This window comes from Chryseobacterium sp. MEBOG07 (genome assembly GCF_021869745.1).
In the GTDB taxonomy this organism is placed as follows: Bacteria; Bacteroidota; Bacteroidia; order Flavobacteriales; family Weeksellaceae; genus Chryseobacterium; species Chryseobacterium viscerum.
This window is the reverse complement of the sequence record NZ_CP084579.1, coordinates 3,498,337-3,524,242: the sequence shown is the minus strand read 5'-3', so window position 1 is coordinate 3,524,242 and position 25,906 is coordinate 3,498,337. Positions and strand designations below refer to the sequence as shown.

Sequence of the window (25,906 nt, the reverse complement as noted above, 5' to 3'; positions counted from 1 at the left end):
TTCCTCTTTTGATTGAATTTGATGAATTAATATATTTAAACTATCTTTATTTTAGTGCTTTAACAATAAAGAACAATATGAAAGTCTATTTTGTTTTTTTATCAAAACATTTAGTTGATCATATGCTCCACAAACGGAACAATTCGGCCATTTTCAATTTTACCTTTGATATAAACCGAATCACCATTTTTAAAAACATATTCTTTCACCAGCAGATTGGTTAAACCATAGGGTTCAAGAAATGAGCTAACCCACGGATGCTGATCTTTTAAGACAGAGATCTTATGATTTTCTGTTGGTCTATAATTTTTAAATAATAAGATGTTTTGTAATTGGTGGAGTAAGTGTCCTGTGTGAAATGTTCTGCACCACTTATATTATCTGGGATACATAGTTTAAAATCAATAGGATATAATTGACCATTGACTGAAAGCTGAGCCCCTTTAGGATACTTTGCAATGACGCTGTAATCAAACTTTTCGTAAATTTCAGATGGACGTTTGGTCATTTTATAAGTACTATAATTAACATAACCAACACGAAGAAAATAGAATGCAGCTTCTTTTCCTGACATAGGGGATATGATGGCTTTATCAGTATAGATTTTACATTTCAGAACTGGTAAAGCGGCAACTGAATCTAATTGTTCATTATAATCATCCACAGCCTGTTTCATGGAATTTAGGCTACTAGAAATGAAAAAGAGAAAACCTATTATTGAAGAAATAACAAGCAAAAAAAACAAACCAAATACCATTAAGACGATCTTCAGTCCCTTTTTATCGACCTTATTTCCATTTGTTTTGATATTCACATCGGCATTGAAGTTGAATTTGATCATGGTAAGTTTTAAAAGGAAGCCAAAACTAATCAATTTTCCTGAAGAAAAATTAATATAAATTTCATTTTTATGACTATATTTTTTGTCATTTGTCAATCTAATTAATTTCAAAATCACTTACATTTGTTACTATGATACACGACCAACGCGCAGAAAAATTCAGGCAGATTGTGGAAAATAAGTTCCAGATCTACAATTCATTATTTATGAGCCTGCCTTATGATAAAATGACGAATATCGGGATGCTGCTTCCATTTCTTTATGAAGAAAGCAGAATCGGCTATGAAGCAGGAAAGACTCCTGAAGATATCGTCGAAGAATTTTTTAAAAACCATACCGATCTTCAGAATGAAGAGCAAAAGCTTGAACTGCTTTTCAAAATCATTCAGTATATAGAAAGACAGGTGGTTTTGTTTGACAGTATTGAAGATGCGGCATTTCCCAACCTTCATTCTGAAAGCGACAGCGGTACGGTGACCAATCTTTTTGAACGTTCTTTTCAGGATCATAAAATTGAAAAAGTACGTGAAAAATTGAAGGATTTTAGTATAAAGGTTGTATTTACGGCACACCCCACTCAGTTTTACCCAAGCTCAGTACAAAGAATTATTCAGGATTTGAGAGGTGCTATTACCGGTGATTCTGTCACTCAGATTGATATGCTTCTGCAGCAGCTGGGGAAAACACCTTTTGTTAATAAGGAAAAACCCACTCCGATAGATGAAGCCCTGAGTATTATTTCATACCTGAGATATGTGTATTATGATACCATTGGAGAGCTGTTTACAAAGATCAAAAAGACCTTTGGCAACGGGCATTTCCACCTTCATGAAGATATTATCCAGCTTGGTTTCTGGCCTGGAGGAGATAGGGATGGAAATCCTTTTGTAACTGCTGATGTGACAAAAAGAGTAGCGGAAGAACTTCGTTCAGCCATTCTGAAATCGTATTACAGCCATTTGAAATTCATCAGAAGGAGATTGAGTTTCAGAGGGGTTTCTGAAGTTTTAACCCAATTAAGCGAAGAACTGTATGCTGCCATTTTTGATGGAAAAAATATTACGGCAGAAGATATTTTAAAGAAAGCTGATGAAGCAGAAAAAATATTGGTGAATGAACATAACTCTTTGTTTTTGGATCTTTTGGCTAATTTCAGAGATCGTGTAATGATCTTTGGGACTCACTTTGCTACATTGGATATTCGCCAGGACAGCAGGATTCATCAGAAAGTCATTGATGAGGTTTATGCAAAAGTATATGGAAATGAAGAGGCAGATGATGAACAGAAATTCAATCAGCTGATTCAGGTTTCTGAGAAAATAAATACAGAAGGTTTTGAAGATATTGTAAAGGATACCTTATTAACAGTTTCACAGGTTTCGGAAATTCAGAACCTAAACGGGTTGAGAGGAATGAACCGTTATATTATTTCCAATTCTGATGCGGTGAAAGATGTGATGAATGTCTATGCATTCTTTAAAGTTTGCGGGTATAGGGACGAAGAAATCAATATGGATATTGTTCCGCTTTTTGAAACGATGGAAGGTCTTGCCAATGCTGAGCATGTGATGAATGAACTGTATCAGAATCCTGTGTATAAAAAGCATCTTGAAAAAAGAGGAAATCAACAGACCATTATGCTTGGGTTCTCAGATGGAACAAAGGATGGAGGATATTTAAAAGCCAATTGGGAGATCTATAAAGCAAAAGAACTGCTGACAAAGCTTTCCGAACAGAATAATATTAAAGTTGTATTCTTCGATGGTAGAGGAGGTCCGCCGGCCAGAGGAGGAGGAAAAACCCACGATTTCTATGCTTCCCAAGGAAAAACGATTGCCAATAATAAAATTGAACTGACTATCCAGGGACAGACAATTACCAGTATTTTTGGAAATAAAGAACAAGCAAAATACAACTTTGAGCAGCTGCTGACGGCTGGGGTGGAAAATGATGTATTCAAAAATGCAAAGAAAGACCTTACAGAAAAGGAGAGAGCTTTAATTATAGAATTAGCAGATATCAGTTACCAGAAATATTCTGACCTGAAAGCCCATCTTATGTTTGTTCCCTATCTTCAGGAGATGAGTACATTGGAATATTATGGGAAAACCAATATTGGAAGCCGTCCTTCAAAAAGAGGAAACGGAAGTGAACTGAAATTTGAAGACTTGAGGGCTATACCATTTGTGGGTTCCTGGTCACAGTTAAAGCAAAATGTACCAGGGTTTTTCGGCTTTGGATATGCGATGCAGAAGATGAAAGAACAAGGGAGATTTGAAGAAGTAAGAGAATTGTACAAAGGTTCAGATTTCTTTAAAACTTTAGTTTTGAACTCAATGATGAGTATGAACAAGTCGTATTTCCCTTTGACGTATTATATTAAAAGCAATCCTAAATTCGGTGCCTTCTGGAATGTTCTTTTCGATGAATATGAGCTTTCAAGAGATATTATGCTGGAGCTGACAGGATTTAAAATGCTGCAGGAAGAAGATCCATTGTCCAGAAAATCAGTGAAAATCCGTGAAAAGATTGTACTTCCATTATTGAGTATCCAGCAATATGCCTTGATGAAAATTCAGAAAGGAGAAGGTGATTTGGAAGCTTACGGGAAGCTGGTGACACGGTCTTTATTCGGGAATATTAATGCGAGCAGAAACTCGGCTTAAATTATAAAAAAAACAGGAATATCAATAGAAACGGGCTTTAGCCCGTTTTTTTATTATAAATCATCCACGAGCTATAGCTCATAATTATTAAAACGATAATATCTCTCGCAGATTAAGCAGATCGCGCAGATGTTATATGGAATTGAATCTGCTGAATCTGTATAATCTGCGAGAAACAAAAAAATTATTCCTTTAAGAATTTTTCATACAAAACTTTATCCTTTGTCTGAATTTTCAGATAATAAGTCCCTTTTGCAAAATCCTCTACTTTTATAGATTTCTGGTTATTACTTTTTCTGATTAATCTTCCCAGGTTATCATAGATTTCCAAAGACATGATGTCTTGTTCTGAAGCGATATTTAGAATATTTTTAGCCGGATTTGGGAATATGGATAATCTCTCCTTTTTTACAAGTTCAGAAGTATTCAGAACGATGTTGTACAAACTTCCGAAATTAAGAATACCATATCCTATCTGATCCGAATGAGCAGGATACAGAGAAGCAGTTTGTCTTAATCTTGTCCTTATTTGCTCTCTGCTCATCGTTGGAAATGCCTGGATAAGACACGCCACACCTCCGGCTGCAATGGGGGTAGCAATAGAAGTTCCGTTTACAATAACAGTCGCATTATCATAAACTGTTGTGGTACCGGTACCCTGAGCACTTCCGTCAGGTTTTACCACTCCGAGAGAGTTGGGTCCGAAAGATGAAAATCCGGATGCATTTCCGGCAGAATCTACAGATCCGATTGAAAATACTTTAGCATTATCGGATGGGGTCATAAGATAATGCCATGGCTGCTGCCCTGAATTTCCGGCAGCTGCAAGTACAAAAATTCCTTTTTCAGCAGCGATTTCGGCTCCGCGGGCAATGAAGGAAGTGCTTCCATTCATATCTGCATAGATATAATTGTAACGGGTATCATCAAAAACATTATACCCCAGTGATGAGGTAATGATTTCAACCCCTTTTCTGTCTGCTTCTTCAGCCGCCTCAATCCAATATAACTCTTCTTCCGGAACTTCTACGGCAGCATTTTCACTGCGGTAAAGATAGAAATCAGCATCTGGGGCAGCTCCTACAAAAATATTTTCAAGGTAGCCGCCAATAGCCCCTAAAACAACAGAGCCGTGCGGACTGAGAGCTGTATTATAAATATCTGCGGTTTTGGTTACAAAATCATAGGATGCTTTTATATGATTGCCTGTCCATAACCTTGAAAAAGCAGTTCCTGTATTCACCGTAGGAAATCCTGCATCAATTACTGCTATAGAAATTCCAGTTCCGGTATAGCCGGCCAGGTGAAGAGGCCTTATATTGACCTGGTCTATTTGCCCTGCACCGGAACCATAGTTAAAATTGGTCAGCGTTTTATTGAGGATAACATCATCTTTCCATTTTACCGGCGCCGTTTTTATGGTAGTAGAACTGTTTCTGGCAAAGCTTTCAACAGATGAAACAAAAGATTGGGACTGAAGTAAAGTTTTTTGTGCCGGTGTGGCATTTACCGCTGCTCCGTTGAGCCATTTGGAATAATCTGTAACGGTAAACCCTAAATTTTGAAGGTTTTGAAGGTAAGACTGTTCAATAGGAGCATCCTGATCATTAAGCGAAACACCCAATGCAGTACGCCTGTTGAGTGATTTCTGACTGAGTTCCGAAAGTGGATTAGCATAAAACGCAGCTTTGTTAGGCTTATCTGTGAAATAAACAAAAACAAGTTCTGATTGTGCAGATACGTTGAGATAACCAGTTAGGAAACAAAAGAGTAAAAGTTTTTTCATAAGATTATTTTGTATAAAGATAAAAACAAAATCAATAAAATTTTTGATAGGATTTTAAATTCCTTATTTTTACACAAATATTTATTATATGAAAAAAATTCAGATGGTTGACTTGCAAAGTCAGTATTATAAAATAAAGAACGATGTAGACAATGCAGTTTTGAATGTAATGGATTCTGCAGCATTTATTAACGGTCCTGAAGTAAAGTCTTTCCAGAATGAATTGGAATCTTATTTAGAAGTAAAACATGTGATTCCATGTGCCAATGGTACAGATGCCTTACAGATTGCCTTAATGGCTTTAGATCTGAAAGAAGGAGACGAAATTATTACAGCTGATTTTACTTTTGCTGCAACAGTAGAAGTAATTCACCTGCTTAAATTAAAATCAGTATTGGTAGATGTGGATTATGATACGTTCACAATTTCTACAGAACAGATTAAAAAAGCAATTACACCAAGAACAAAAGCGATTATCCCGGTACATATCTTCGGACAGTGTGCCAATATGGAAGAGATCTTAAAAATTGCTGAAGAGCACAACTTATACGTTATCGAAGATAATGCTCAGGCAATTGGTTCAGAATACACATTCTCTGATGGGAGTGTAAACCAGGCAGGAACAATGTCTACGGTAGGTACAACCTCTTTCTTCCCTTCAAAAAATCTGGGATGCTATGGAGATGGTGGTGCTATTTTCACGAACAATGACGAACTGGCTCACCGTTTAAGAGGTATTGTAAACCACGGTATGTACGAAAGATATTACCATGAAGAAGTAGGGGTGAACTCTCGTTTAGACAGCATTCAGGCGGCCGTTTTAAGAAAGAAACTTCCACATCTTGATTCTTATAACGAAGCAAGAAGAAGAGCTGCAGATTTCTATGATGAAGCTTTCGAAGGAAACCCAAATATTCTGACTCCAAAAAGAGCTGAAAATTCTACCCACGTATTCCACCAGTATACTTTAAGAATTTTGAACGGAAAACGTAACGAACTTCAAAAGTTCCTGACAGAAAAAGAAATCCCTGCGATGATCTACTATCCGGTAGCATTAAGAAAGCAGAAAGCATATTATCAGGAAAGTAATGATGCCGATTTTGTGAATACAGACAAGCTTTTGGATCAGGTAATTTCTTTACCTATGCATACCGAACTGGACGAAGAGCAGCTGAAGTATATTACTGATGCAGTGCTTGAGTTTATGGGATAAAAATAGGTATGAAGGAATTTTTTTTAAAAGGGAGAAAATATAAATTCTTTTTAGGATTTCACCTTTTTATTGTGGGGCTTTATTCAATATATGTAATAAATACATTGAATTCCTACAATTCCTCATCTTATTCAACATATTATAAAGAGAGTATTTATGAAAATATTACAAAATACTCTTTTTATATTATCATAAATTTAATTTCAGGAGCGATTATTTACTTCAAAATAAAGCACGCTAAGGTTATCCTTAATTTTTTTGCAGTAATGATCTTTATTTTGGTTTGTTATGCCGAATATACCCTGATTAAAACTTATGTTAATAATTCATATTATAACTTTGTAATTACTTTTAATACTGGAGTTATAGGGTTTATTATTTTTTATCTCTTTTATCTTAATAAAATTAATGAGAAAGAAGAGATAGGAATAAGTGAAATAGAGAATATAGGAAAACACAAAGATTAATAAAAGTATAAAGAATAAAATGACAATACTTGTTACCGGAGGACTCGGATATATTGGTTCTCATACAGTAGTAGAACTTATTAATAGCGGCTTTGAGGTTGTTATTGTAGATGATTTATCCAATTCGGAGAGATTTATTTTAAACAATATAGAGGAAATTACAGGGACAAAACCTGCTTTTTATCCTTTTGATTTGAGAAGAAAAGAGCTTCTTACTCAGGTTTTTGATGCTTACCAGATTGATGGATGCATCAATTTTGCAGCTTCTAAGGCGGTAGGAGAGAGTCAGGTAAAGCCTATAGATTATTATGAGAACAATTTGTTTTCACTGATTAATATTCTTCAGGAATTTAAAGAAAGAGGAATCTCCAATTTCATTTTCAGCTCATCTTGTACCGTATATGGACAGGCTGAGGTGATGCCGATTGATGAAAACACTCCGTTAAAAGTACCTGAAAGCGTGTATGGGAAAACAAAACAGATGGGAGAAGAAATTCTGATTGATTTTGCAAAAGCATATCACCGTAAAATCTCGGTATTAAGATATTTTAATCCTATCGGAGCCCATCCATCTGCAAAACTTGGTGAATTGCCAATCGGAGTTCCTAATAATTTAGTACCTTATGTAATGCAGACTGCTGCAGGAATACGTGAGAAATTAAGTATTTGGGGAGACGATTATCCAACAGTTGATGGAACTGCCGTTCGTGATTATATCTATGTTGTTGATCTGGCTAAAGCCCATGTTGCAGCATTAAAAAAACTGATTGAAGACCCTTCAACTGAGGCCGTAATTGATACTTATAACTTGGGAACAGGAAAAGGCTCATCTGTGCTGGAAGTGGTAAAAGCATTTGAAAAGGCGAACAATGTAGAAGTACCTTATCAGATATGTACCAGAAGAGAAGGGGATATTACAATTGCTTATGCCAACCCAGGAAAAGCCGAGAAAGAGCTCAGCTGGAAGTCTGAAACGTCACTGGAAGAATCTTTAAGAACGGTTTGGGAATGGCAGAGATATTTGGAAACAAGGGATTGATAGTTTCAACGATAATAAGATCTCCCGATCTATATGAAAGAACAATTTTTAAAAAGATTATAAAATACAAATTACAAAACATCTTCCCTGAATCTCCTGTTTTTTTATCCTTTTAAAAGAACATTTATTTCAGCGAAGTTTTAATTTTAATTAATATGAAGACACAAAGAATAGGTATTACATTCTCGTCATTTGACTTATTGCATGCTGGGCACATCAAAATGCTTGAAGAAGCTAAAACTGTATGTGACTATTTAATCGTAGGACTTCAAATCGACCCATCCCACGATCGGCCCAATAAAAATAAGCCAAGCCAGACTATTGTAGAAAGGTATATTCAACTGAAAGCAGTGAATGCTGTAGATGAGATCATTCCTTATTATACAGAAGAAGATCTATTGGACATTTTAAAATCATTTGTGATTGATGTAAGAATCATTGGGGATGATTATATGGACAGGGACTTTACAGGTAAAAAATACTGTGAAGAAAAAGGAATTGAACTTTTTTATAACAAAAGAGACCATAGGTTTTCCACCAGCGACCTGAGAAGAAGAATCTATGAAGCTGAAAAAGAAAAAGACGCCAGAATAGAAACTGCAAAATAAAATAATAAAAAATCCCGAAAAGTAATTTTCGGGATTTTTGTTGTATTACATTGGTCCTTGCTGCTCGTCTCCGGCTGCATTGGAATTGATGTCTTTTTTCTTTTTAGGCTGATCTACTTTCTCACCTTGCTTAAATCTATAAGTTAATGATAGAGCAAATTGTCTTGGCTGCCATTGCATATAACTGTCTCTGGTGTAATTAGGTCCATATGCTGTGGATTGCATAGATCTTGTATTAAAAATATCTTGGATATTAAAACTGATGGTTCCATTTCCGTTCCATATTGTTTTTGATGCACCAAAGTTAACAGCGTACATGTCTTTTCTGTCTATACTTGCTGTTTTTTGTCCACCTCTATAGAATCCTTGAAGCTGGAAACTCAAAGTTTTATCAATTTTAAAGGTAGAAGTAAGTCTTGCTCTTGTAGAAAAACCTTTTCCTTCAAAAGGTGCTGGTTTATCCATAATTGTAGGGTCAAAATAAACTCCGGTAGTCTTATATCCGAATAAGTCTACATTTCCTAAAAATTTCAGCCATTTTGTAGCATCCCAGTTGAAGTTAAGATCCAATCCGTAACGATCATCTGTTCCTAAGTTAATGGGTTTAGTATGGAAGGTCGTTAAAGTTTGTGGATCTCCATTGGCATCTTTATAGGTAACATCCTGATCATATACAAGCATTTTTACATCATCCGTTGAGTGTCTGTAGTACAGTGTAGGATTGATGGTAAAACTCTTTTTAGAAATGCTGTATCCGATCTCGTAAGAATCTACATAAGAGGGATTCAGGTCAATGTTTCCATCAAAAAGATTCTGGTTATCACTGTAGTTTGGATTTGGAATCAAAAAGAAAGAACGTGGACGGTCAATTCTTCTTGAATAATTAACTAAAAACTGATTGTCTTTTGCAATTTCGTAGCTTAAAAATACACTCGGGAAAAGGTTATTATAATTTTTAGACTTATTTACAGTCTCCCCCTCACGGTTTAGATAATTTATGTCTACTTTGGATAGTTCATCTCGAAGTCCGATCTGATATCCTAATTTTCCTATTTTGCTTTTAAACTGAACATAAAATGCATTAAACATTTCTTTGTAGGTTGCATTATAGGTATATTTATCTAGATAAGTCAAAGCAGGAGTTGTAACAGTGCTTTGCATTACCTGATTGTTGTAATCGTTGTTGTTGGAGTCTAATCTGTAACCAGCCTCGATTTTGGAATTTTCTCCAAGTGGAAGTTCGTAATCAGCTTTAGCAATGACAGATTTATTGACTGTATTTTGAGATACAAGATCCTGAAGTTGAAAAATACCATCAGTAGTATCATTGATATCATTATCATTGTTGGAACGATTCCTTTGTAAGCTTAATGAAACAGACAAATTCTGACCATTATCATCAAATTTGTGATCTAAACCAAAATCTCCCTGAAAAGCAAGGTTATTTCCTGATCCGATACTAGCTCTCTGTCGGAAAATACTTCCTCCACTAAAAGGATTATCAAAATAGTTGATGTTTCCTTTGTTATCACTGTCAAAGGTTCTTACAGTACCGGATGCATTCACAGAGGTCTTATCAGAAATATCATACGTTAAACCTGCAGAAGCATTGTAGTTATCGTTTTTATTTTTGCTGATAGACTCATTATGAGTTTCCTTATTTATTCCACTGTTGAACCATGCATCATTTCTACTGGTATTTTTGGATTCTCTGTAGCCTCCACCACCATTCAGAAACCAAGTGAATTTTCCTTTTCTCCAGCTTAAATTAGTATTAAGTGAAGTTTGTGGAAGGTATCCTAATGTTCCGGTAACACTTCCGTTAAAACCAGTCTTTTTATTCTTCTTTAAAATAATATTCAAAATACCGGCAGTTCCACTTGCTTCAAACTTGGAAGAAGGATTGGTGATAACTTCAATTCTGTCAATTTGGTCAGCCGGAATACTCTGCAAAGCATTAGCTCCGTCGTCTATCCCAAGTAGGGCAGAGGGTTTTCCGTTGATCAGGAATTTTACATTTGAGCTTCCTCTCATAGAAACCGTTCCGTCCGTATCTACAGAAACTGAAGGAACATTGGTTAAAACATCCTGAAGATTTCCTCCTTTGCTCACGATATCCTGTGAAGGATCATAGGTCTTTTTATCAAGTTCTACCTTATAAGGTTTGGTTGCAGAAGCGGTGATAACTACTCCCTGGATTTCTTTTGTTTTCCCGTCAATGGTTGAGGTTGCTTCAGGTTCAATGGACAATGCTCCGATATTGCCTGCTGCTGTAATGTTTTTACTGATTACACTTTTTTTGTAATCAATAGCCTCTACTGTAATGTCATATTCTCCTGGCATAAGCTGAAGCTTATACTGTCCCTTTTCATCTGTCAGTACGGCATCGCTCAATGACTTGGTCGCTTTATTGCTAAACGTGACTGAGGCATAAGGAACCGGCTGGTTTTTTTTGTTGACAATAGTCCCCGAAACGCCTGCCTTATCCTGTGCAAATGCCAGTGCTGCCGCTGAAAGTACTAGGGTTAGTCCTAAAGTTTTTTTGGTGAAAATATTGACAATTTCTGTCTTATTCTTCATAGGTTATTTTTTTGTATAAAATCGTGAAAGAATAACCCTTAATGTTTTCCATATCCATATCAATTTGATATTCAAAACATTATGGTTGTTTGTTGTTTTTCTAGCTGTATAAATTTTTAGGTGCTTTCTAAGCTTATTTTATATTTTTTGAGTTCAGCCAGTTCTGGTAAGCCTTTGCATTTACAGCGTGCTCTTCAGCGCTTGCTGTAAACTTATGGTATCCAAATCTTGCCGGATCAGCACACATAAATATATAATTGTTGTTTTCCGCATTTAAAACAGCATCTATTGAATTCTTATCCACTACACAAATCGGTCCCGGAGGAATACCTGCATTGGCATAAGTGTTATAAGGTGATGGTGTAGACAAATGCTTATAAAATACTCTTTTAATAGATTCTTTAAAATTAGTCTGCTTATTGATCGCATAGATTACCGTAGGATCAGACTGAAGTTTCATGCCTTTTCTGTAACGGTTTAAATATAATCCTGCAATTGTTTTCATTTCATCTTTCTTTCCTCCTGATTCCTTATACACAATAGAAGCCAGAGCGTAGATCTGATCTCTTGTAAGACCGGATTGCTGTTCCTTATTTTTTCTTTCACTTGTCCAGAAATCATTATACTGATTCTCAAACTTTGCGAAGAATTCTCTCGGACTTACGGTCCAGAAGAATTTATAAGTATCAATGAAAAAATATTTTTTTAAATCTTCAACATTTTTATAGCCTTTCTCCTGTGCCACAGCATCCAGATCATTGACAAAATGTAATGAATCAATTTCTGTTTTTTTGGTCACCTTGCCGATCATCTGGTACATATCTCCAAAATCTCCGATTCTGTAAGAATTTGCTGTTTGATTACCCGCTTTAATCATATTCACAAGGTTTTTGTTTCCTGTTCCGCTTTCGATATGATAACGCCCTGCTTTAAAATTGGCATCAAGACCTTTCTGTTTAGCCACAGCTTCAAAAGATTCCCTGTCTTTAATATAAGGAGCAATAGAGTCGAGGATCTGTTTAAAACCTGCTCTATGAGGAATCAGAACATACCCGTCCTTTTCTACATTGTTTCCTAAATATTTATTATAAAATCTCAAACCAAAAAATCCTGCGGCTACAAAAACCAGCAGAATGATAATGAGAATAGCTGTTTTCATTCTTATTAAATGTTGATTAAAAGTTTTTTGTTTTTAAAGAAGATCTATTTTACCTCTAAAAACTTGCTTTGCAGGACCTTCCAACCAAATATTCTGGAATGCATCACCGCTTTTTTCAGCATATACTTTAAGATTTCCACCTAAAGTTTTAACTTTTACAGAGGTTAGATTATGTTTTTGTAGAAAAGTTAAAGCAGAAGCTGTAACTCCTGTTCCACAACTGTAAGTTTCGTCCTCAACGCCTCGTTCATAGGTTCTTACGAAAATTTCATTATCAGAAATTTTTTCTATAAAGTTGACATTGATTCCTTTTTCTTTATAATTTTTATAATTTCTGATGCGATATCCTTCGTTATAAACAGGATAATCTTTCAGATTGTCTACGTATTTTACATAATGGGGAGATCCGGTGTTCAGAACAAAGTCATTTCCATCATGTGAAACAGTATCTACGTTGATCATTTTCAATTTAATGATTCCATTATGAATTTCGGCTTCATGTTCCCCGTCGATAGCAATGAATTTGCATTTATCTTCAAAAATGTCCAGGAAAAAAGCAAATGCCACAAGACATCTTCCGCCGTTTCCACACATGGTACTTTCTCCTCCATCAGAATTGTAGTATACCATTTTGAAATCATAGCCAGGATCATTTTCCAATAGAATAAGACCGTCAGCTCCTATTCCGAAACGTCTGTCACATAATTTTTCAATACTCTCCTTATCTTTAGTAAATTGCAGATCACGGTTGTCTACCATTACAAAATCATTCCCTGTTCCCTGATATTTATAAAATTCCATATTTTCTTGTTAAATGAAGAAGCAAAATTAATATATTTAAAATGAAAAACGAACAGTGTTAGCTGTTCGTTTCCTTATTTATAATCGTTTTATCTAAAGCCGCCTCCGCTGCTCTGTTGTCTGCTTGAACTACTGCTGCCACTGCTTTGGCTGCCTGAGCTGTTTCTGAATCCGCCACCGGAAGATTCTGATCTTGTGCTGCTTTCAGAATTTCTGAATCCGCTGTTATTTTGGCTTCCCTGAGTATTCTGAGTACCGCTGCTTTGGTTTCTAAATCCACCACTGTTCTGGTTTCTGAATCCGTTGTTTTGGTTATTCTGATTTCCCTGGTTGTTCTGATAACCGCTGTTTTGGTTTCTGAATCCGCCATTGTTGTTTCTGCTGCTATTATTATTGAAACCTCCGCCATTATTATATGAACCGTTGCTATTGGTCGTACGTGTATTCTGGAATCCATTTTGAGGTCTTGAAGAAGCAGTAGATTTTCTTTCTACATAGACTTTTCTTCTGGAGTTATTATAATTATCATAATAATAAGGCATGCCGTTATCATAGTAGTAATTAACGTTGTTTCTGTAATAATACCCGTCATTACCGTAATACCCGCCATTACCGTAATATCCGGAAGGTGCATAGTAATATCCGTTGTTATAATAGGGATCACCATATCCATAACCACCATTATTGCTTCCGTATCCATCGGTATATGCTAAACAAGATGTTAAACTAGTAATAGCAAAGATACTGAATGCTATTTTTAATAAATTTTTCATGACTTTATTGTACTTTTTTTTCTTTAAAACTTTTTTTCCAATTAAGGTATCCTAAGATAGCCATTATAGTAAATACCAAATATTGAACCGAAGTGATCCCAAGTCCCTTAAAAATCATCATAGGGATGCAAATAAGATCTCCAATAATCCAGAAAATCCAGTTTTCAATGCGCTGTTTGGCCATAAACCACATTCCTACTAAAAATATTGAAGTGGTAAAAACATCCATCCAATTGGCCCAGTCCAGATGATACAATCCTAAACTGGTTCCCTCCATAGAAAACTGATTATCGATATAAGGCTTGTAATAATAAATAACAGTAACCAATGCCAGGCTCAGGATAAAAAGGAGGGCGGCATAGGTCCATTCCTTTTTAGTGGCCCAGGTAACCTCCACGTGAACATTGTCTTCGGAATTTTTTGCCCACAAAATCCATCCGTAGACACTCATCACAGAATAATAAACATTGATCAGGCAGTCTCCCAGTAACCCGAAATTGAAAAGAATGTAAACATAGATCACCGTAGAAATAATTCCGGTGGGATATACCCAGATATTTTTTTTAATCGAAAAATACACACTCAAAGTTCCGAAAATTGCCCCCGCAGCTTCCAGCATAATCTGTAAAGCATTGTAGTTTTCATAGGGCTTTACGAAAAGATCATATACATTCATGTTATCAAAAATAAAGAAAATTTAAGACTTATTAAAATACTTTGAATGAGGTGCTGGTCAGGTTTTTAAAGTTTTTAATGTAAAATAAATGATGAATTTTTAACGATTAACGTGAGAGTCTCTAAAATTTTTATATTTTCGTAAATCCTTAATAAATAAAAAAACATGTCGAAAATTTGGGTTAAAAAGCCACTAAGTGCCTATGAGGCAGATATGAAGAAAAGTGAGCTGAAGAAAGTCCTTGGAAAATGGAGTTTAACAGCAATTGGAGTGGGTGCTATCATCGGTGGTGGAATCTTTGTTCTTACGGGAACGGGAGCCTATTATCATGCAGGACCTGCACTTGCAATTTCCTTTATTATAGCAGGTATTGCCTGCGTTTTTGCTGCATTATGCTATGCAGAGTTTGCATCCATTATTCCTGTAGAAGGTTCAGCTTATGCATATGCATACGGAACAGTAGGGGAAATTTTTGCCTGGGCAATGGGGTGGTGTCTCATCCTGGAGTATGCCATGGCGAGTATGGCCGTTTCCGTGAGTTGGTCCGGATATTTCAACAAATTTTTGAAAATTTTTAATATTCACTTACCTGCTTATCTGACGTCAGATCCTTCAAGCTATACAGGAGATGGTTTTTCTATGAACCTGCCAGCCTTTATTCTTGTTCTTTTGATTACCGCATTATTGGTAAAAGGAACTAAAGAAGCTGCGGGAGCTAATAACCTGATCGTTTTGATGAAAACTTCAGCCGTTATCTTTGTAATTATTGCAGGAGTATATATTATTTTCTCTAATACTGATCTTTATAACGCTGCAGATGGTGTTAAAAACTGGAAACCTTTTATTCCGGATCCGGTAAAGATTAGAAACTCTGAAGGAGATCTGGTCTCTGCCTATGGTATTAAAGGGATTATTTCCGGAGCCGCAGCTATTTTCTTTGCTTATATTGGTTTTGATGCTGTTTCTACACAGGCAGGAGAGGCTATTAATCCTAAAAAGATGTTCCTTTTGCGATTATTGTTTCATTATTGGTGTGTACAGCTTTATATATCTGTGTGTCTCTTGTATTGACAGGGATGATGCATTATACAGACTTTAACCCGGAAGGAAAATATCCTGATGCAATAAAAGCTCCTGTAGCGTATGCTTTCGAAATTGCAGGCAAGCACTGGGCGAGTAATGTAGTAACCATTGCTGCTACTGTAGGATTAATTTCTGTAGTGATGGTAATGATGATGGGACAGTCAAGAATCTTCATCGGAATGGCGAAAGACGGATTGATTCCTAAATTCTTTGGTCAGCTTCACCCAAAAACAAAAACACCTTACAAAGGAATTATTTTGTTAGGAATTGTAGTCGCTTTGATCGCTGCATTTACACCGATTTCTACATTGGCAGATATGACAAGTTTTGGAACCCTGTTTGCGTTTACACTGGTTTGTATTGCAGTTTGGGTGATGAGAAAAAAAGAACCTAACTTGATCAGACCTTTCAAAGTTCCGGCTTATAAAGTAGTAGTAGCACTGGGAGTATTTATCAATATTTATTTGATTTTTAACTTAAGTGCTCATGCATTGGAACTTTCTGCTGTATGGTTGTTCTTAGGGGGTTTGGTATATTTCCTTTACGGAAAATCAAACAGTAAGCTTAACAATCCTGAAAAATATCAGAACCAAGATTAATAATAATATAAACCGCTTCGGCGGTTTTTTTTGTCTTAAAATAGTATATGAAAAAGATTTTTTCCATTTTATTTCTGTCCGCAGGACTTACAGCGTTTTCCCAACAGGTGGAAAGCCTGCAAACAATTCTTACTGAGAAAATCAGTATCAGAGCACTTGAACTGTATGATCATAAAGTCTGGTACAGTGGTACAGACTCCAAATTTGGTTTTGTAGATCTCAAAGACTATAAAAATCAAAAGCAGATAAAACTATCTGAAGACAAACTTCAGTTCAGAACATTAGCTCAGGATAAAACGTCTTTTTATGCCATCAATATTGAAAGTCCTGCCCATTTTTTTAAAATTGATAAAAAAGATCTGAAATCACAGGTTGTTTTTAAAGATACTGCAAAAACAGCTTTTTATGATGCTTTGCACTTTGTGAATGATAAGCTTGCTTACACTTTCAGCGATGCAGATAAAGATAATCTGCTGAAAATGGCTGTGTACAAAGAGGGAAAATGGAGCATGTTTAAAAACAATGTATCATTGAATGATGGTGAAGCAGCCTTCGCAGCCAGTAATACCAATATTTCGTCAACTAAAAAATATCTGTGGATTGCAACAGGAGGAAAAGCTTCAAGAATCTTAAGAATGAATCTGAAAGATGAAAAAATTGAAGTTTTCAATACACCATTTGTACAGGGAGAATCTTCTCAGGGAATGTATTCTATTGATTTTTACGATGACTATTTCGGGATTGCAGTAGGAGGAGATTATACCAAACAGGATGCTAATGTCAATAATATTTCCACCACTAATGACGGAGGTAAAACCTGGCAGATTCAAGCGTCTGGAGAGAATGCAGGATATACAACCTGTGTGAAAATAAAGCCCGGGACGAAAGGGAAAGAGATGATTGCAGTAGGAGACAAGCACATCAGCTATTCCTCAGATTTTGGGAAAACATGGAAGAAAATTTCCGATGAAAAAGGATTCTTTGTCTGTCAATGGATAGATGGTAACCGTGTGGTTCTTGCAGGAAATGGCAAGATTGCCGTCATGAAATTAAAATTTTAAATATAAGTCATAGAATTTATCACTATTTGTCAAAAGCCTGATCATACGTATTTAGACTCATTATAAAATAGAACCTAATATAATTCATAGGTTAAAATTCATAACTAATAGTTAATTTTGTAGGATGAAATTTCAGTTATGTTAAATTTCGTACCCGTATAAAATTTTAATTTTCAAAATGAACTCTTTAATAGATAAGTATAATATTCCCGGACCACGTTACACTTCTTATCCTACTGTTCCTTATTGGGATGATTCATCATTTTCACCGGAGAAATGGAAGGAAAGCGTAATCAGGTCGTTTCATGAGAGTAATGCTGAGGAGGGGATTTCTATTTATATCCATTTACCTTTCTGCGAGGCGTTGTGTACGTTCTGTGCTTGTCATAAGCGTATTACAAAGCAACACAGTGTTGAAATACCTTACCTGGAAAGTGTGTTGAAAGAATGGAAACTGTATCTTGACCTTTTCAGAGAAAGACCTAAACTGAAAGAATTACACCTGGGAGGGGGTACACCTACGTTTTTTTCTCCTGAGAATCTAAGAACATTATTGGAAGGAATCTTTTCAACGGTAGACATTGCAGAACATCCAGAATTTTCTTTCGAGGGTCACCCGAACAATACGACGAAGGAACATCTTCACACTTTATATAATCTTGGCTTCAGAAGAGTAAGCTTTGGAGTTCAGGATTACGATCCTAAAGTACAGAAAGCGATCAATAGAATTCAGCCCTTTGAAAATGTGAAAAATGTGACAGAATGGGCGAAGGAAATTGGGTACAGAGGAATCAGCCATGATCTTGTTTTCGGATTGCCACACCAGAATTGGGAGGCAATGGAGCATACGATCAGAAAAACAATGGAGCTGAAACCCGACAGACTGGCTTTCTATTCTTATGCACACGTGCCATGGGTGAAAGGAGTAGGACAAAGAGGTTTTGATGAAAATGACCTGCCAAGCGGGGAAGAAAAGCGCCGTTTGTATGAAGATGGTAAAAAACTGCTTGAGGATCTAGGATATATTGAGGTAGGAATGGATCACTTCTCTCTTGAGCATGATGATCTGTATCAGTCTCTGATCCATAAAAAGCTTCACAGAAACTTTATGGGGTATACTTCCAGCAATACCCAGCTGATGGTAGGACTTGGGATGTCTGCTATTTCAGATTCCTGGTATGCTTTTGCTCAAAATGTAAAAACGGTGGAAGACTATCAGAAAATGGTTGAAGAGGGTGAAATTCCTGTGGTAAAAGGACATGTTCTGAATGAAGAGGACCTGATTGTAAGAAGACATATTCTGAACCTTATGTGCCAGCTTGAAACTACCTTCGATGTCAATAATTCTTTCCCGGAGCTTGATAACGCATTAGAAATGTTGAAAGAGATGGAAAATGACGGATTGGTTGAGATCAACGGAACTGAAATCAAAATTACAGAAGCAGGAAGAGCCTTTACAAGAAATGTTGCTATGGTTTTTGACCTGAGAATGTTGAGAAATAAACCGGAAACGAGGATTTTCTCGATGACAATATAAAACAAAAGCGGTTCAGATCTGAACCGCTTTTTTATTTGGTTTAAAATTTTAGTTGAAGTGCTCATATGATGACACTTATAATAGAATAGCTGTCATACTGAGCAAAATCGAAGCCTCTCCATGAGTAAGTTGCTTTATTTAATAATTAATTTCTGACTATAGGATTTCAGATTTCCAGATTTTAGATTGATAAAATAGACTCCGGTAGGGATTCCTGAAATATCAATACTTTTGCTATTACTGATCTGATCTTTTTCCAATACGACTCTTCCCTCAGCACTGATGATTTCCAACGTTGCTTTTTTATCTTTAATCCCCTCAATGAAAAGCTCTTTTGAAGCAGGATTCGGGTACACTTTGATACTGCCTAAAGTATTTTCCTGAGTGCTTAAAGTACCTGTAGATATTTTAAAAATTTTTCCACTGGTTACTGCTGCTACATACAATTCTTTTTGATAGTCTTCTCCAAAAGTAGAAAAGTTATTTCCGGAAGAAGGAGAGGTCCATGTTATAGCATTATTGGTATCCAGAATTCCGATTTGGGTAGAACAGTAATCTGCGAAGAAATATTTTCCCTGAAGTGACGGATATTGGGTCCCTCTATAAACATAGCCTCCGGTGATGGAACATTTCCCTCCGGAATGATCATATACGGCAATAGGGAAGGTCATCGTAGACTGTGCGGCACATCCTGTTGTATTGAAGGCGTTATTTCCTTCATAGCATCGCCAGCCGTAGTTTAATCCAGCCGTAGTAATAGGCATTTTGTTGATTTCTTCTATGGCTCCCTGTCCCACGTCAGCGATCATAGCGTTTCCTGTAGTAAGGTCAAAAGAAAATTTCCAGCCGTTTCGTAGGCCGTACGCCCATATTTCGTCAGCACCGTCCACGCCGGCTCCTGCAAAAGGGTTGTCCGGAGGAATGTTGTAGGGACCGGTAGCATCCACATCAATTCTTAGCATTTTTCCCAATAATATATTTTTATTTTGGGCATTATTATTCGGGTCACCGCCACTTCCTCCGTCTCCGGTGATGATCCAGAGTTTTCCGTCAGGCGCAAAATGAATACTTCCTCCATTGTGATTGTCGAATGGCTTGGGAATGTTCAGCAGGATTTTTTCAGAAGCGGGATCGGCTACGTTTGGATCTGTTGAACTTACACTGTACCTGGCAACGATAATATTCCCCGAAGGATTGTTATAATACACAAAAAAATACCCGTTGGTAGAGTATTGCGGGTGAAATGCCAGTCCCAAAAGACCTCTTTCACCGCCAAAAACAATTTTTGAAGTAATATTCAGAAAATTAGTTGCGTTAATTGTCCCGTTGGGTTGAATAATTTTAATGATACCGTTCTGCTGTACAACAAAAAGCCGGCTGTCATTGGCGTTCGTGATCTCTACAGGACTGGTTAATCCTGTGACAAATTCATCCAAATTAATGCTTTGAGAATTAACGATTAAGGAAGAAAAAATGCTGAAGGTAAAAAGTAGTTTTTTCATAATATTTTGATATTTAGTGTGTTGAAAATATGAATGAAAATTTTATACCAATCGGATTTGAAGACTTCATTAGGATAGTAGAAAAAATTGTTAAATCTTAAATAGAAATCAGAATACCAATATATCTGAAAATAAACCATTTCTGTTGTTAAAAATTCATAAAATACAAGAAAATCATTATATTTGCCGACTTAATTTAACGTAGTTATAACAAAATGCAAGGAAAAGGACTTATTACAATTGTCGCTATTGTACTAGGGTTGATTTGCTTAAACGAGCTATTACCAACATGGTACGCCAGCAAAATTGAAAAGCAGGCAACTGCTATTGCAGGAGACAATCCGGAAAAGTATCAGAAAGAAATTGCTAAACTTTCTAAGGATACTTTGAATCTAGGATTCACAAAACTTTATTACACTAAAGCCAAAGACAAGGAAATGAAACTTGGTCTTGACCTTAAAGGGGGGATCAACGTTCTTTTGGAAATCAACCAAAGAGATCTTGTGAATGATTTAACCAATTATTCTACAAATCCTGTTCTTATTGAGGCTTTAAACAAAACGGATGAAGTACAGAAGAATTCTACAAGATCTTACATCGATAATTTCTTCGATCAGTTTGATGTTGTTAACAAAGCTAAAGGTACAAACCTTAAGTTGGCAGATCCGGATATTTTCGGAACAACAACCCTTACTGAAGTGAAGTACAACACACCTGATGATCAGGTGAAAAGTATTGTTAAAAGAAAAATCGATGCATCTGTAGGAACAGCTTTTGAGGTAATCAGAACGAGAATTGATAAGCTTGGAGCAATCCAGCCGAACGTTCAGAGAGTTCCTGGTACTGCTAGAATTTCTGTTGAAATGCCTGGTATGAAGGACATCGATAAAGTGAAGAAAATGCTTCAGACTTCTGCAAAACTTCAGTTCTGGGAAGTACAGCAAGTTCCTGAAATTGCACCTTATTTCCAGACTTTGACAACTATGGTTGCTGCAAAAGGAGATTCTATGGGGGTTGCAAAGAATGTGAACTTCATGAACCTTCTACAGCTTGACAAATTAAGAACTAATGGTGTTGCTAACGTAAAGTTATCTGACACTGCAGTTGTAAACAAAATTTTAAATAGCAAAGTAGGTCAGTCTTTACGTCCTTCTAATATTAAATATACACAGTTCATGTGGGGTTACAAACCTGAGGCTACAGACAGCGAAAGCTTAGTATTGTATGCAATCAGAGGTAACATCAATCAAAAAGCTCCTGTAGACGGTGCTGTTGAAACTGCTAATATCAGCTATGATGAGCTGAGCAGAGTAGTGGTAGACATGCAGATGGATTCCAAAGGAGCAAAAGAATGGAAAACTTTAACAGAGAAAAACGTAGGAAAACCGGTTGCAGTAACTCTTGATAACAGAGTATATACAGCTCCGAACGTTGTAAACGCTATTCCTAACGGTAGAACTCAAATTTCCGGTAACTTCTCTCAGGAGGAAGCTAAAGAATTGGTAGACGTTCTAGGTGCGGGTAAATTACCTGCAGGAGCAAAAGTAGTTCAGGCTACCGTTGTAGGACCATCTTTAGGTCAGGAAGCTATTGACTCTGGTTTAATGTCATTCCTGATTGCATTTGGAATTATCATCGTTTATATCATTTTCTACTACGGTGGAGCTGGTGTTTATGCGGTAATTGCAATGGTGATCAACTTATTCTACATTTTCGGTATCATGGATTCTGGAGACTTTACGCTTACGCTTCCAGGTATCGCAGGTATCGTTCTTACGATGGCCGTCGCCGTCGATACGAACGTTATCATTTATGAAAGAACAAAAGAAGAATTATTCGCAGGAAAAAGTATTCTTGAAGCTTACAAAGATGGTTTCAAACATGCACTGAACGCGATTATTGATGGTCACACTACGACATTCTTAACGGCAGTTGTATTGTTCTTCTTCGGAACAGGACCTATCAAAGGTTTCGCATTGACGTTGATGATCGGTATTTTGATGACATTATTCACATCGGTATTGCTTTCAAGAGTGATGATCTTCTCAAGATTAAATAAAGGAAAAGGTCTTTCTGTTTGGACTCCGGCTACGAAGAACTTATTCAGAAATACCTGGATCGATTTCATTGGAAAGAGAAAATATGCATACATCGTTTCTGCTATCCTTACCGTTATTTGTATTGTTTCAATCGCAACTCACGGTTTCAAATACGGTATCGACTTTACTGGTGGTAGAAACTACGTGGTAAGATTTGATAAAGATGTAAAAGCTGAAGATATTGAAGATAAATTAGTAGCTTTATTCAAAACTGAAGACGGTAAAAACTCTTCTGTAGAAGCTAAAACTTTCGGGAACAGCAAACAATTGAAGATTTCTACTGATTATCTTATCGAGGATGAATCTTTAAAAGCTGACCAGATTATTGAACAAAAATTATTTGAAGGATTAAAAGGAAATTTACCGGCAGGAACAACATTGAAAGATTTCAAATCTGCTGATAAAGACCATGCAGGTATTGTTTCTTCTGAGAAAGTAGGACCTTCTGTTGCTGATGATATCCAGATTCACGGTATCTATGCGGTATTAGCTGCATTAGCAATGATATTTGTTTATATCTTGATCAGATTTAGAAAGTGGCAGTTCTCTCTTGGAGCGGTTGCAGCTTTATTCCACGATGCGGTTATTATTTTAGGAACGTATTCATTACTTCACAAATATATGCCGTTCAACATGGAAATCAATCAGGATTTCATTGCTGCGATTCTTACAGTATTGGGGTATTCAATCAACGATACGGTAATTATCTTCGACAGAATTAGAGAATACCTGAGAGAGAAAAAATCTTTAACATTAGCAGGTTTATTTGATGACTCTATTTCAAGTACATTGGGTAGAACATTCAACACCTCATTCACTACAATTTTGGTTATCCTTGCGATTTTCATCTTTGGTGGTGATAACTTGAGAGGATTCATGTTTGCTATGTTAATAGGTATTGGATTCGGTACTTACTCATCCATCTTTATTGCGTCTGCAATTGCTTATGACTTCCTGAAAACAGGAAAAGAAGAAGAGGTTCATGGAAGAACCACTTCTTCGAAAGAAGAACTTGCTTCAAAGTAATACAAACTACAATAAATTAGTAAAAGCCTTTCGAAAGAAAGGCTTTTTTTATGCTCTTTATCCGCTTTATATATTGATCCATTTACTTTCCAAATTGATCTCTTACTACCACATAGCCATGCCTTCACAAATGTTTTCGCATATTTTATATATTATTGATGTTATACTTCTTTAATACAGTGAAATTTAGAATCATTATTTTCCAGATTTGATTAATTTTGCACCATCATGGAAAATTCAAGGAAAAAAGCGGCCATAGGCTTTATATTTATTACTTTACTGATTGATATTACAGGATGGGGAATCATCATTCCTGTAGTTCCCAAATTGATTGAGGAGCTCATTCATGCAGACATCAGTGAAGCTGCAAAATATGGGGGATGGCTGGGATTTGCCTATGCATTTACCCAATTTATATTCTCTCCGCTTGTCGGAAATCTGAGTGATAAATATGGACGAAGACCTATTATCCTGATTTCCCTCTTCGGTTTTGCAGTAGATTATATTTTCCTTGCGCTGGCTCCCACGATATGGTGGCTGTTTTTAGGAAGGGTCATTGCCGGAATTACCGGTGCCAGTGTCACAACTGCCAGTGCCTATATTGCAGATATTTCCACGGATGAAGACAGAGCTAAAAATTTCGGATTGATAGGAGCGGCTTTTGGGCTCGGATTTATTATAGGCCCGGTTCTGGGCGGGGTTCTTGGGCATTATGGTGCCAGAGTTCCTTTCTATGCTGCTGCGGGTTTGTGCCTGCTTAATTTCCTTTACGGATACTTCATCCTCCCTGAAAGTTTGGATAAAGATAAGAGAAGGGAGTTTAACTGGAAACGTGCAAATCCTATAGGCTCATTTAAGTTTTTAGGAAAACACCCTGAAATTTCAGGACTTATTTTTTCATTAATATTGATTTATATCGCAGGTCATGCTGTACAGAGCAACTGGAACTTCTTTACGATGTATAAATTCAATTGGACAGAAAGAATGGTGGGGATCTCATTAGGAGTTGTAGGCTTATTGGTAGGGCTTGTACAGGGAGGTCTTATCAGATATACGACACCAAGGTTGGGAGAACAGAAAAGTATCTATTACGGATTGGCTTTCTATGCTGTAGGAATGTTGTTGTTTGCTTTTGCTTCTGAAGGATGGATGATGTTTGTATTTTTGGTACCATACTGTTTAGGAGGAATCTGTGGTCCGGCTTTGCAATCTGTCATTACGAAAAGCGTTCCTTCCAATGAACAGGGAGAACTTCAAGGGGCATTAACGAGTTTGATGAGTGCTACATCCATTATCGGACCTCCTATGATGACAAATCTATTTTACTTTTTTACCCACGAAGAAGCGCCATTCAAGTTTTCAGGAGCACCTTTCTTTTAGCATTTATTTTAATGGCTGTTAGTGTGGTGGTTACCTATTCTGCTTTTCAGAAACAAAAGAAAATATAGTTCTCTTTTTAGATATTAAATAAACAAAATAAAAAGGTTAAGGTGAATTTACATCTTAACCTTATTTTTTGCGGCTCTGTTTCAAAAATTATGTAAATTGTAATTGAACTTATGTTATTATTAAAGTTGATATCATGGATGAATTAAAAATAGAAAAATATTTAGAGCGGATTCATTACTCCGGAGAGGTAGAAACAAACCTTGAAACATTAAAGAAAATTCATCAGCTGCACCCTAAGTATATTCCTTTTGAGAATATTGATTCTTATACAGGAACAGTTCCTTCTTTACAGGTGAATGATATTTTCAAAAAACTGGTTATAGACTCCCGAGGAGGATATTGCTATGAGCAAAACCTGCTTTTAAGCGAGGTGTTACGATATTTAGGATTCAATGTAAAGCTTCAGTTGGGAAGGGTAGTATGGGGAAGACAGGAAGACAGCATTGCTGCGCAGACCCATCTATTGCTTATTGTTGATTTGAAGGAAAAAAGTATGTAGCAGATTGCGGATTTGGTAAAGCAACTCTTACGACACCTATACTTTTAGATGAAGAGGGACAGCAGCAAACACCGAATGGGATATTTAAAATTTCCCATAAAGAAGAGACCTATACACTTTGGATGTGGAAAGAGCAATGGCTTCCGGTATATCGCTTTATACTGGAGCACGTGGAACCTGCTGATCTTGATATTTCCAATTGGTATCTGTCTACTCACCCGGATTCTCACTTTAAGAACAAACTGATCCTTTCAAAAGTGGATGAGAATGTCCGCTATACTTATACAGATCATGTGTTGAATATCCGTTCTGATAATGGTGCTAAAGAATCCATATCAATAGAAAACGAAATGCAACTGTATGAAATATTGATTAATACTTTTGGGTTAAAAGAAAATGCAATAGAAGCTCTGAAATCAAAAGCTGATGCTTGATGAAATTC

The 25,906-nt window shown here is 36.4% G+C and carries 16 protein-coding genes and 3 pseudogenes; 11 read left to right on the top strand and 8 right to left on the bottom strand.

What is annotated here, in order from left to right; genetic code table 11:
- Positions 1 to 268: 268 nt before the first annotated feature.
- Complete coding sequence (locus LF886_RS16215; protein ID WP_236850569.1) at positions 269 to 952, bottom strand: hypothetical protein; 684 nt, start codon at positions 950 to 952, stop codon at positions 269 to 271.
- A gap of 20 nt (positions 953 to 972) precedes the next feature.
- Here LF886_RS16215 and LF886_RS16210 point away from each other — a divergent pair, with 20 nt between their 5' ends.
- On the top strand, positions 973 to 3,507 hold the full coding sequence (locus LF886_RS16210; protein ID WP_236850567.1) for a phosphoenolpyruvate carboxylase: 2,535 nt from the start codon (positions 973 to 975) through the stop codon (positions 3,505 to 3,507).
- A 184-nt stretch (positions 3,508 to 3,691) separates the two neighbouring features.
- Here the strand turns inward: LF886_RS16210 and LF886_RS16205 are convergent, their stop codons facing one another.
- The gene (locus LF886_RS16205) at positions 3,692 to 5,293 is read right to left on the bottom strand and encodes a S8/S53 family peptidase (protein WP_236850565.1); all 1,602 of its coding nucleotides are present in this window, start codon (positions 5,291 to 5,293) and stop codon (positions 3,692 to 3,694) included.
- 88 nt (positions 5,294 to 5,381) lie between these two features.
- Here LF886_RS16205 and LF886_RS16200 point away from each other — a divergent pair, with 88 nt between their 5' ends.
- The 4 genes from LF886_RS16200 to LF886_RS16185 all read left to right on the top strand — a co-directional run bounded on the left by LF886_RS16200 (position 5,382) and on the right by LF886_RS16185 (position 8,620).
- Positions 5,382 to 6,506 (top strand): DegT/DnrJ/EryC1/StrS family aminotransferase, encoded by a 1,125-nt coding sequence (locus LF886_RS16200; RefSeq protein ID WP_236850563.1) that lies wholly within the window; start codon positions 5,382 to 5,384, stop codon positions 6,504 to 6,506.
- An 8-nt stretch (positions 6,507 to 6,514) separates the two neighbouring features.
- Complete coding sequence (locus LF886_RS16195) at positions 6,515 to 6,973, top strand: hypothetical protein (RefSeq protein WP_236850562.1); 459 nt, start codon at positions 6,515 to 6,517, stop codon at positions 6,971 to 6,973.
- A 19-nt stretch (positions 6,974 to 6,992) separates the two neighbouring features.
- The gene (gene galE / locus LF886_RS16190; protein WP_236850560.1) at positions 6,993 to 8,012 is read left to right on the top strand and encodes a UDP-glucose 4-epimerase GalE; all 1,020 of its coding nucleotides are present in this window, start codon (positions 6,993 to 6,995) and stop codon (positions 8,010 to 8,012) included.
- Between the two features lie 155 nt (positions 8,013 to 8,167).
- Positions 8,168 to 8,620: an adenylyltransferase/cytidyltransferase family protein gene (locus tag LF886_RS16185; RefSeq protein WP_236850558.1), complete on the top strand. Its 453-nt coding sequence runs from the start codon at positions 8,168 to 8,170 to the stop codon at positions 8,618 to 8,620.
- A gap of 45 nt (positions 8,621 to 8,665) precedes the next feature.
- On the opposite strand, the gene LF886_RS16180 is transcribed toward LF886_RS16185, so the two are convergent.
- The 5 genes from LF886_RS16180 to pnuC form a co-directional block, all read right to left on the bottom strand.
- Positions 8,666 to 11,200, bottom strand: coding sequence for a TonB-dependent receptor domain-containing protein (locus LF886_RS16180; RefSeq protein WP_236850556.1), 2,535 nt, complete (start codon positions 11,198 to 11,200; stop codon positions 8,666 to 8,668).
- A 133-nt stretch (positions 11,201 to 11,333) separates the two neighbouring features.
- Entirely contained in the window at positions 11,334 to 12,359 is a 1,026-nt protein-coding gene (gene mltG / locus LF886_RS16175) for an endolytic transglycosylase MltG (RefSeq protein WP_236850554.1), read from the bottom strand.
- A gap of 33 nt (positions 12,360 to 12,392) precedes the next feature.
- A complete protein-coding gene (gene dapF, locus LF886_RS16170) occupies positions 12,393 to 13,160 on the bottom strand; it encodes a diaminopimelate epimerase (protein WP_236850552.1) in 768 nt (255 codons plus the stop codon).
- An 89-nt stretch (positions 13,161 to 13,249) separates the two neighbouring features.
- Positions 13,250 to 13,933: a hypothetical protein gene (locus tag LF886_RS16165; protein WP_236850545.1), complete on the bottom strand. Its 684-nt coding sequence runs from the start codon at positions 13,931 to 13,933 to the stop codon at positions 13,250 to 13,252.
- A 4-nt stretch (positions 13,934 to 13,937) separates the two neighbouring features.
- Positions 13,938 to 14,609: a nicotinamide riboside transporter PnuC gene (gene pnuC, locus LF886_RS16160; protein ID WP_236850543.1), complete on the bottom strand. Its 672-nt coding sequence runs from the start codon at positions 14,607 to 14,609 to the stop codon at positions 13,938 to 13,940.
- 165 nt (positions 14,610 to 14,774) lie between these two features.
- On the opposite strand from pnuC, the pseudogene LF886_RS16155 reads away from it, so the two are divergent.
- The 3 genes and pseudogenes from LF886_RS16155 to hemN all read left to right on the top strand — a co-directional run bounded on the left by LF886_RS16155 (position 14,775) and on the right by hemN (position 18,889).
- Positions 14,775 to 16,291, top strand: a pseudogene (locus LF886_RS16155) (amino acid permease).
- A 47-nt stretch (positions 16,292 to 16,338) separates the two neighbouring features.
- On the top strand, positions 16,339 to 17,352 hold the full coding sequence (locus LF886_RS16150; protein ID WP_236850542.1) for a WD40/YVTN/BNR-like repeat-containing protein: 1,014 nt from the start codon (positions 16,339 to 16,341) through the stop codon (positions 17,350 to 17,352).
- A gap of 178 nt (positions 17,353 to 17,530) precedes the next feature.
- Positions 17,531 to 18,889: an oxygen-independent coproporphyrinogen III oxidase gene (hemN, locus tag LF886_RS16145; RefSeq protein WP_236850540.1), complete on the top strand. Its 1,359-nt coding sequence runs from the start codon at positions 17,531 to 17,533 to the stop codon at positions 18,887 to 18,889.
- A gap of 134 nt (positions 18,890 to 19,023) precedes the next feature.
- On the opposite strand, the gene LF886_RS16140 is transcribed toward hemN, so the two are convergent.
- On the bottom strand, positions 19,024 to 20,391 hold the full coding sequence (locus tag LF886_RS16140; protein WP_236850538.1) for a PQQ-dependent sugar dehydrogenase: 1,368 nt from the start codon (positions 20,389 to 20,391) through the stop codon (positions 19,024 to 19,026).
- A 215-nt stretch (positions 20,392 to 20,606) separates the two neighbouring features.
- Between LF886_RS16140 and secD the strand changes: the two genes are divergently transcribed.
- The 3 genes and pseudogenes from secD to LF886_RS24155 all read left to right on the top strand — a co-directional run bounded on the left by secD (position 20,607) and on the right by LF886_RS24155 (position 25,898).
- A complete protein-coding gene (gene secD, locus LF886_RS16135) occupies positions 20,607 to 23,516 on the top strand; it encodes a protein translocase subunit SecD (protein WP_236850537.1) in 2,910 nt (969 codons plus the stop codon).
- Positions 23,517 to 23,744: 228 nt separating this feature from the next.
- Positions 23,745 to 24,964, top strand: a pseudogene (locus LF886_RS16130) (TCR/Tet family MFS transporter).
- 134 nt (positions 24,965 to 25,098) lie between these two features.
- A pseudogene (locus LF886_RS24155) lies at positions 25,099 to 25,898 on the top strand (arylamine N-acetyltransferase family protein).
- Positions 25,899 to 25,906: the final 8 nt, after the last annotated feature.

Coding starts and splice junctions, on each gene's coding strand:
- LF886_RS16140 (WP_236850538.1), bottom strand. CDS start 20,391: ATGAAAAAACTACTTTTTACCTTCAGCATTTTTTCTTCCTTAATCGTT.
- secD (WP_236850537.1), top strand. CDS start 20,607: ATGCAAGGAAAAGGACTTATTACAATTGTCGCTATTGTACTAGGGTTG.
- LF886_RS16150 (WP_236850542.1), top strand. CDS start 16,339: ATGAAAAAGATTTTTTCCATTTTATTTCTGTCCGCAGGACTTACAGCG.
- LF886_RS16205 (WP_236850565.1), bottom strand. CDS start 5,293: ATGAAAAAACTTTTACTCTTTTGTTTCCTAACTGGTTATCTCAACGTA.
- dapF (WP_236850552.1), bottom strand. CDS start 13,160: ATGGAATTTTATAAATATCAGGGAACAGGGAATGATTTTGTAATGGTA.
- LF886_RS16210 (WP_236850567.1), top strand. CDS start 973: ATGATACACGACCAACGCGCAGAAAAATTCAGGCAGATTGTGGAAAAT.
- LF886_RS16200 (WP_236850563.1), top strand. CDS start 5,382: ATGAAAAAAATTCAGATGGTTGACTTGCAAAGTCAGTATTATAAAATA.
- LF886_RS16195 (WP_236850562.1), top strand. CDS start 6,515: ATGAAGGAATTTTTTTTAAAAGGGAGAAAATATAAATTCTTTTTAGGA.
- LF886_RS16165 (WP_236850545.1), bottom strand. CDS start 13,933: ATGAAAAATTTATTAAAAATAGCATTCAGTATCTTTGCTATTACTAGT.
- mltG (WP_236850554.1), bottom strand. CDS start 12,359: ATGAAAACAGCTATTCTCATTATCATTCTGCTGGTTTTTGTAGCCGCA.
- LF886_RS16185 (WP_236850558.1), top strand. CDS start 8,168: ATGAAGACACAAAGAATAGGTATTACATTCTCGTCATTTGACTTATTG.
- LF886_RS16180 (WP_236850556.1), bottom strand. CDS start 11,200: ATGAAGAATAAGACAGAAATTGTCAATATTTTCACCAAAAAAACTTTA.
- galE (WP_236850560.1), top strand. CDS start 6,993: ATGACAATACTTGTTACCGGAGGACTCGGATATATTGGTTCTCATACA.
- hemN (WP_236850540.1), top strand. CDS start 17,531: ATGAACTCTTTAATAGATAAGTATAATATTCCCGGACCACGTTACACT.
- pnuC (WP_236850543.1), bottom strand. CDS start 14,609: ATGAATGTATATGATCTTTTCGTAAAGCCCTATGAAAACTACAATGCT.